The organism is Bacillota bacterium, from assembly GCA_023511455.1.
Classification (GTDB): Bacteria; Armatimonadota; HRBIN16; order HRBIN16; family HRBIN16; genus HRBIN16.
This window is the reverse complement of record JAIMBJ010000034.1, coordinates 23824-32212: the sequence shown is the minus strand read 5'-3', so window position 1 is coordinate 32212 and position 8389 is coordinate 23824. Positions and strand designations below refer to the sequence as shown.

General features: G+C 59.0%; 5 protein-coding genes. All 5 read left to right on the top strand.

Annotated features, from left to right (window positions below; genetic code table 11):
- The first annotated feature begins 498 nt into the window (after window positions 1-498).
- The 5 genes from K6U75_14440 to K6U75_14420 all read left to right on the top strand — a co-directional run bounded on the left by K6U75_14440 (window position 499) and on the right by K6U75_14420 (window position 8296).
- Entirely contained in the window at window positions 499-1608 is a 1110-nt protein-coding gene (locus K6U75_14440) for a hypothetical protein (protein ID MCL6476239.1), read from the top strand.
- 1 nt (window position 1609) lies between these two features.
- Window positions 1610-2812 (top strand): O-antigen ligase family protein, encoded by a 1203-nt coding sequence (locus K6U75_14435; protein MCL6476238.1) that lies wholly within the window; start codon window positions 1610-1612, stop codon window positions 2810-2812.
- Window positions 2805-3329: a type II secretion system GspH family protein gene (locus tag K6U75_14430; GenBank protein MCL6476237.1), complete on the top strand. Its 525-nt coding sequence runs from the start codon at window positions 2805-2807 to the stop codon at window positions 3327-3329. Before K6U75_14435 ends, K6U75_14430 begins: the two co-directional genes overlap by 8 nt.
- 56 nt (window positions 3330-3385) lie before the next feature.
- A complete protein-coding gene (locus K6U75_14425; GenBank protein MCL6476236.1) occupies window positions 3386-6010 on the top strand; it encodes a glycoside hydrolase family 78 protein in 2625 nt (874 codons plus the stop codon).
- Between the two features lie 63 nt (window positions 6011-6073).
- Window positions 6074-8296 carry a beta-galactosidase gene (locus tag K6U75_14420; GenBank protein ID MCL6476235.1) on the top strand — a complete coding sequence of 741 codons (2223 nt, stop codon included), beginning with the start codon at window positions 6074-6076 and terminating at the stop codon, window positions 8294-8296.
- Window positions 8297-8389 lie beyond the last annotated feature (93 nt).

Genomic DNA, 8389 nt, shown 5'->3' with positions numbered 1-8389 from the left:
CCTTTTGGGGTGTTGGTTCGATAGAATCAATGGTTAACTTTAAAGGGAGGTATCCGTTGATGCGACAGCATGTGTTCCCGTTTCTGGTGGCGGTGGCGGTGTGGATAGGGGGGAATCTTATTGGCATTTTCACACCAGTTGCTGAAGCCAGAAGCACAACTAGTGTAGAGATAGGTTACTGTCATCAATATGAGCGTCTGCTCAGAATAGAGTCCCACTGTAGCCCAAGCGGTCAACGGTGTTCAGGCTACTGCAGCAAAATTGTTGCGCGGGAGGGTGGATGCAGACAGACCAGCCAGATGATATGTTGCCGGGAGTTCTATACTAAGGACGTCCCATATATTTATCAATCCCAGTGCGTGGGGTCTCCTCCCTGCACCTCTGCGAACTGTGGGGTAATCTGGAACCCCTTGGGGATGGGGGTCTGAGCTGATTGATATTCGGCAGTGCGAGCACACGGTCAACTGCATATAGTAGGAGGGGTGGCGCACGACATCAATGGGAAAGAGCATACCTGTTATTACCATCTTGTTGGGGATATACGTCGTCTTGGAGGACGCACCACGCGCCCAAACCAGCATGCATCATCTAAAACACGCGCTCACTAAGAGAGAGCGTTCAGTGCAGGAAATAGAGACTGTCTGGCTTTGGACGAGGGATGTGCCTGCCGACCCCAGTGCTATCCAACGCCTCGAACAAGACGTGAAGCGTGCTTTAGATTCCCATCCCCCCAGCGAACGTCGCGCTGTAGAACCGGGTATCCGACGGATGTATGCCCGGCTGGCTTACGGATTTCGTCAAAGGGCTCGGTGGATTGTAAAGGGTTTTAGTGAAGGGTACATGTTTACAGGGGAACTGCCGGTAATCGGTGCGGAGAACATCGTGGTTCCCTACCGGGCGGCTCTATATCCTACTGGCGTGCTCCAACACGAGCAGGGTTTAACAGCCATACCTTACGCGATGTGGATATTACATGAACCTGTGATTGCGCTTGCGATCACAGGGTTCGCCCCAACACGCTGGCTCTCTGACATACGCCTGGTTTCCGAGAGCAAAAATGGTTCATACGTAACCCTTTACGGAAAGTTCGATCCTCCTGATTCGCCGCTGAATCCGTATTCGACGACATCGCCAGCTGAATTCACTCTGGATGCAGGCAAAGGGCATGCATTAACGTCGGTGCGTTTGGAAAGGTCTGACGGTACTGTGCTCCTCCTTCAGGTAAAACGCTGGAAGCGCTATCAGGATCTGTGGTTGCCGCAGGAGATTGAGGTGACCGGAGGGCTGCGAAACAATGTACAGAAGCTTTCTCTGCTGGAGGTGCGACCGTCAAACAAAATACCGCCAGAGTGGCTTCGCCCTGGTATACCTGTCAAGGATGTAAGGTTGGGCGATGCTGGCGTTATCTATCCTCTCCCAGAACGTCGCCTGCCCCCATTGCAGGAGATACAGGAGTTGGCTAAGGTATCCCCTGATCGACCTGAACGGCTACCCGGACAAGAACCCTCGCTTGACGCAGGCGTATGGCGCTTTCTTCCTCCGGTTGTGCTGGTTGCCATCGGCGTGTACTGGTACTGGCGGGTAAGTCGAGCGGAGCGAAGGGCATAGCATGGTGAACAGATGGGCGGTCTTGCGTGTGTTGTTCGTACTGTGGCTGACCGTCGGTTTCGTACTGCCCAACACGTTTTGGGAGAACATCTCGGCAAGCGCGTTAATCAGGTGGATATGGAGAGATTTGCCACCGCTGAGTGCCCTGCTGGCAGCCGCAATAGCTTTTGTGGTGGCATGGGGCAGTTTCGGAAGGGAGGCTGCACGCGAGCGTTGGGCAAGCCTGCTGTGGTTGCTACTTCCTGTGCTGGCGAGCGGCTACCTTTTCGACCCGCTGGAACGTGGTTACACTGGAGCAGGCTATATGCGATGCTCGATGGTGCTGTTGTTCATCGCTGTCGGGTTAGCCTGCGCAAGGCTTTTGCGTCTCGACCAGCTGATGGGCGTCGTCGCCGTGCTGGCGTTCGGACAGGCGGTGTATACGCTCACGTACTACTGGCAGGGACAGAACCTGTTTCACACCTACCGCCTCGCCCGCGCCGGGGGGACGTTCGGCACGCCGGTGCATGTGTATACGCTGATGCTCATTGCCCTGCCGATGGGCGTTGCACTCTGGTGGCGTTTGCGCTATCATAAGGTGGGCATCGCTGTTCTGACGATGGCGATGCTGATGAGCGTCGCGCTGTGGTTGACCTACTCGCGGTCGGCATGGCTGGCGGCGAGTGTGGTTTTGCCTGCCAGCCTTTGGGCATTGTCGCGATGGAAGGGATTGGCTGTTGCTCTGGGAGTGGCTTTGTGGATACTGCTGGGGGGTATGTATCTGCTGCGGCTGGAGAGCAGTCCGCTGGGTGATACCACTGCGCAGGCACGAGTGGAAATCTGGCGCATGGGCTGGAAGTTGTTCCGTGAGAACTGGCTATGGGGCGTGGGAACGGATAACGTGCGGCTGCGCTACACGTCCACCTGGCGTGGTTATGCGGTCAGCACGTGGTATGGCGCACCCGAGAATCAACTTTTGTTGTGGCTGTGCGAGCGGGGCGTGTGGGGAGGTGTCTTCGCCATCATGCTGGTGGCGGGGTTCTTTCAGCGATTGCGGTTGCTGACGCCGGTTTACCGATGGGGCTTGGGAGGCGCGCTGCTGAGCATCGCGATACTGGGCATGTTTCAATCGGTCTTTGGCAGGGTGGAGGAGGCAGTGGAGACGTTACTGCTCTCCGCCGTGTGGGGATCGATTCTTCGGGAGGAGTTAACACACCATGCGTAGGCGAAGAGGCTTTTCCTTGCCGGAGATGCTGATTGTCATCGGCATCATCTGGCTGCTGGCGGCGTTGCTGCTGCCGGTGTTCAGCACCGCACGCAAGCGCAGCTACGAAACCGAGTGTGCCAGCCACCTGCGGCAGATTGGCATGGCAATCCAGATGTACGTCACAGACTACGATGACCAGTATCCACTGCGTCTGCTCTCACTCATGCCGGGATATGTATCACATCGAGGCGTTTTCTTGTGCCGATTGGACCACTTTGAGGGCAACGCACCGCCCGGGCAGTACTGGGTATCGCCGGGCACCAGTTACTTTTATCTCGGCGATGTGGACTACGGCATCGATTACTTCCGCAACATTGGCGCGTACGACCCCAACTTCCCCGACTGGGCGGTGTACATCCGAACCACGCCCGCTTCGGAGGCCAAGGTGGTCTCGGATAGCTGGCACCGGTTCCCGGAGATGACCCTGCGTCTCTATGCGGATGGGCACGTGAAGATGGAGCCTTCACACCGATAAGGGTCGCTCTCCCGGTGCAGGACTGATAGCCCCCTCGAGCGAAACAATATGGCACTATGACAACTGCCATAGACCTGCGTTGTGAGTATCTGGCGCGCCCGCTGGGAGTGGACGTTCCCGACCCGCGGCTGAGCTGGACGTTGTGGAGCGATGAGCGCGGGCAGCGACAGACCGCCTACCGTATTCTGGTCGCCAGCACACCCGAACTGCTGGCGCAAGACCGGGCTGACCTGTGGGACACCGGCAAGGTCGACTCCGAACGCACCTGCCACGTGGTTTATGGGGGCAAACCGTTGCGCTCGCTGCAGCGATGCTACTGGAAGGTGCAGGTGTGGGACAGATACGGCCAGCCCTCCGACTGGAGTGAGGTTACCTGGTGGGAGATGGGGATACTGGCACCCGATGGGTGGCAGGCAAAGTGGATTCGCGCCCCGATTGCCGAGCCGGCACCGCTGTTCCGCAAAGAGTTCGCCGTGTGGTCGGGGTTGCAACGGGCGCGTGCGTTGATTTGTGGTCTGGGATACTACGAGCTGTACTTGAACGGCAAACGCATCGGCGAACAGGTGCTTGACCCCGCCCAGACCGATTACGAACGACGGGCGTTTTACGTGGTGCATGATGTGACCGACGCGCTACGTGAGGGCATCAACTGCGTCGGCGTGATGCTGGGCAATGGCTGGTTCCATCAGGCAATCGTTTGGGGCGGAATGTCTTACGGGGAGCCAGTGCTGCTGATGCAGCTGGTGCTGGAGTACGCCGATGGGCATACGGAAACCGTGTGCACCGACGAGTCGTGGAAGACAACGCCCGGTCCCGTGCTAAAGAATAACGTATATGCGGGCGAGGAGTACGACGCACGGCGCGAGATACCCGGCTGGAACGAGCCGGGGCTGGACGATTCGCGGTGGCAATCGGTACGCGTGGTGCCTGCTCCCACGCAGAGCCTGCAAAGCCAGCTGATGCCCCCCATCAAGCGCACCCGCACATTTCCGCCAGTGGCCCTCAGCAGCCCGCAGCCGGGAGTGTGGATTTATGATATGGGGCAAAACTTCGCGGGCTGGATAAGGTTGAGAGTTAGCGCACCTGCGGGGACCGCTATCACCCTGCGCTTCGCGGAGGAGTTACACCCCGACGGCACTCTGAACCCGGAAAGCACGGGGGTGTTCGCCACCACGGTGGTGCAGACCGACTGCTACACATGCAAAGGCGTCGGTGTCGAAGTTTGGGAACCACGTTTCACCTATCACGGCTTCCGCTACGTCGAGATGACCGGATATCCGGGCACTCCCACTCTGGATATGCTGGAAGCGGTGGTCGTGCATACCGCCGTGCCTCCCGCTGGCACGTTCGAATGCTCGGATGAGATGCTCAACCGCATCCACCGGACAGCCCTCTGGACGGAAATCAGCAACCTGCACAGCGTTCCCACCGACTGCCCCCACCGCGAGCGGTGCGGTTGGCTGGGCGACGCGCACGTCTCCGCGGAGATGACCATCTACAACTTTGAGATGGCGCCGTTCTGGACGAAGTATTTAGAAGACATCGAGACTTCGCTGACCGAAAAGGGGCTGCCCACTTTTGTGGCACCGGGCAAACGCAAAATCGGCGAGGCGTCACCCGACTGGGGTACGGCGGTGGTGCAAATCCCCTGCTACCTGTATCTCTATTACGGCGATACCCGCGTGCTGGAGCGCCACTACGCCACCATGAAACGGTGGGTGGAGCACCTGCTGAGTATCTCCGAAGGTCACATCGTTTCCACAGGGCTGGGAGACTGGTGCGCGCCTGGCTCGGTGCCCGGCAACACACCCATCCCTATCACGTCCACCGCGGTCTTCTATCTCGATGCGACGCTGATGCAAAAGATAGCAACCGTTCTCGGCAAGGATGAAGATGCCGCGTGGTTTGGCGCGCTCGCCCGAAATATCCGGCAGGCGTTCATCGAGCGGTTCTACGATGCGCCAAATCGCACGTTTGGCAGTCAGGCGGCGGACGCACTGGCGCTGGCGTGGGGACTGGCTCCCGAAGGACACGAACAGGCAATCGCCGATAGCCTTGCCCGCGATGTAATGGAAAAACACGGCGGACATCACTCCACAGGCATCATGGGTAGTCGACACCTCTATTGGGCATTGAGCGAGTACGGGCACGGCGATGTGGCGATGAAGATTTTACACCAGCTGGATTATCCCAGTATCGGACACCTGTTTTCGCTGGGAGCGACTACACTCTGGGAGTGCTGGAGCGAGCCCGAGATCGACCAGCAGGAAGGACCGCGCTCTGCCAACCATCCCATGCAGGGCGGGTTCGATGCGTGGTTCTTCTACGGGGTGGCGGGCATTCTCCCTTCAGAGCAGGGTGTTGGTTTCAAACGCATCGTGTTCAAACCCCAGTTGCTTCCCGGGCTGCGCTGGGCGCGAGCCACCTACCGCTCGATGCATGGCTTGATTACCAGTCATTGGTGCAGGGAAGGGGAGCAGTTGCTGTGGGACATCACCGTTCCGCCCAACACCACCGCCACCGTGTACCTCCCAGCTGCCGACGCCGCTGCCGTGACCGAGAGCGGTCAGCCGCTGGAAAGCGTACCGGAGATTGAGGTGGTCGGCAGACAGGGAGATTACGTGGTGCTGGAGGTGGCTTCGGGGAGGTATCGGCTGGAGTGCTTGAGGATAACTCCCTGAGGAGCAAGGACGATGAACTTGCGCCTACTTGTTCTATTCCTACTCTTTCTAATGGGTGGTGTGATGGGAAAGACACAGGCTGAATCGACAATCCCTCGCCCTGAACACCCTCGCCCCGATTTTCAGCGCGAGCTGTGGCTCAACCTGAACGGCGAATGGGAGTTCGAGATCGATGAACGTGGCATCGGCGAGCAGGAGGGCTGGACCACGGGCAAGAGCTTTTCGAAACGAATCCTGGTGCCGTTCGCTCCGGAGAGCAAACTCTCCGGTATTGGTAACACCGATTTCATGACCCACGTGTGGTACCGCCGGCATTTCCGCGTGCCTGCCCGCATGAAAGGGAAGCGGCTGTTCCTGCACTTCGGAGCAGTGGACTGGCACGCGCGCGTGTGGCTGAACGGCGAGTTTCTGGGCGAACATCGCGGCGGTTACACGCCCTTCCGCTTCGAGGTCACCCGCAAGGTGCGCAAAGGCGACAACGAACTGGTGGTGCACGTGATCGACGAGACTCGCTCCGGCAAGCAGGCGACGGGCAAGCAAAGCCACGAGCGACACTCTTACGGTTGCGTTTACACCCGCACCACCGGCATCTGGCAAACCGTGTGGCTGGAAGCAACTGGCGATAGCTATCTGAAAAGCTTCGCGTTGACACCCGACCCCGATGGAGGGCGCGTTCTCTTTCAGGGCTGGATTGACGGTACACAGAAAGGCACGAAGGTGCGCCTGCGAGCGTACGCAGGCGGTAAACTGGTGGGGGAGGAGATAGTACCTGCGAACTGGCGCAATACCCTCGGTGTGCTAAAACTGTCTACCGTCAAACTCTGGCACCCCGGAAAGCCGTTCCTGTACGACCTGACCATTACCGTGGAGCGCGGGGGAAGGGTGCTGGACACGGTGAAGAGTTATTTCGGGCTGCGCAAGATCACCATCGAGGGCAACCGATTCCTCATCAACGGAAAGCCGGTCTTCCAGCGACTGGTGCTGGATCAGGGCTACTATCCCGACGGCATCTACACCGCCCCCTCCGATGAGGCGTTGCGCAAGGATATTGAGCTGGCGATGGCTGCCGGGTTCAACGGCGCGCGCCTGCACCAGAAGGTGTTTGAACCACGCTTCCTGTACTGGGCGGACAAGCTGGGCTACCTGGTATGGGGCGAGTATCCCTCATGGGGGCTGAACGTGAACGACTACGAGGCGGTGACGTATGCAGTCAACGAGTGGCGAGAGGTGATTGAGCGCGACCGTAACCATCCCAGTATCATTGGCTGGTGCCCGCTCAACGAAACCGATAGCAGCAGAGGCTCCGCTTTCGCGCAGATACTGCTTGCCACCACGCAAACGATGGATCCAACACGTCCTTGGCTGGATGCCAGTGGCTACGTGCACTTCGTGCCCGAAACGGATGTGTATGACTGCCACGATTACACGCAGGAGCCGGGGGTCTTTGCGCAACGCTACGAACCCTTCAAACAGCTGGGCACGCGCGCCTGGAATAACGTGCCTGCTGACCCGCGCAGCGCCTATCGCGGACAACCCTACTTCGTGAGCGAATACGGGGGGATACGCATCCGTACCCAGCGTCTGAGTGAGGGCGGTTGGGGCTATGGTGAGACCGACCTGCAGGAGTTCCTGAGGCGCTACAAAGCGCTGACCGATACGCTGCTCGATAACCCGAACATGTTCGGCTTCTGCTACACCCAGCTGTACGATATCGAGCAGGAGCAGAACGGCGTTTACTACTACAACCGCCAGCCCAAGTATGACCCCGCGTGGCTTAAAGCGATTAACCAGCGCCCCGCTGCGTACGAGACACAGCCGCCGCGCGTGCTGGACATTCAGTGGCAGACGCTACTGCCCACCTCCCAGCAGGCGGGACAGCGTTGGCGCTACACCACCCGCGCGCCAGCCACCGGCTGGTTCCTGCCCGACTTCGACGATAGCCACTGGCAGGAGGGTGAAGGCGGTTTTGGCACGTCGGGTACACCGGGTGCGGTGGTGCGCACCGTGTGGGACACCAGCGACATCTGGCTGCGGCGGCGTTTCCATCTGAAAGAGGTCAACTTCCGATACCTGGCGCTGGTCATCCATCACGACGAGGACGCGGAGGTCTACATCAACGGTACACGGGTGGCAAGTTTCAAAGGCTTTGTCACCGGTTATGTGGAACACCTGCTGACGGATGCGCTGAAGAACGCGCTCAAGCCCGGCGAAAACGTGATTGCCGTGCATTGTCGGCAGACGGTCGGAGGGCAATACATTGACGTTGGCATTGCTGGCGGGAGATAAACCTCTTAGCACAGCCCAGCGGGAGGACCCACCGGCAGAGGGTTGTTTGTCGAAACCAACCCGTATCTGGCTAATCCTGGACGGTGCGAGTAA

What these genes read in the sequence shown, in the direction of transcription:
- K6U75_14430 (MCL6476237.1), top strand. Translation starts at nt 2,805, where the DNA reads ATGCGTAGGCGAAGAGGCTTTTCCTTGCCGGAGATGCTGATTGTCATC.
- K6U75_14440 (MCL6476239.1), top strand. Translation starts at nt 499, where the DNA reads ATGGGAAAGAGCATACCTGTTATTACCATCTTGTTGGGGATATACGTC.
- K6U75_14435 (MCL6476238.1), top strand. Translation starts at nt 1,610, where the DNA reads ATGGTGAACAGATGGGCGGTCTTGCGTGTGTTGTTCGTACTGTGGCTG.
- K6U75_14420 (MCL6476235.1), top strand. Translation starts at nt 6,074, where the DNA reads ATGGGAAAGACACAGGCTGAATCGACAATCCCTCGCCCTGAACACCCT.
- K6U75_14425 (MCL6476236.1), top strand. Translation starts at nt 3,386, where the DNA reads ATGACAACTGCCATAGACCTGCGTTGTGAGTATCTGGCGCGCCCGCTG.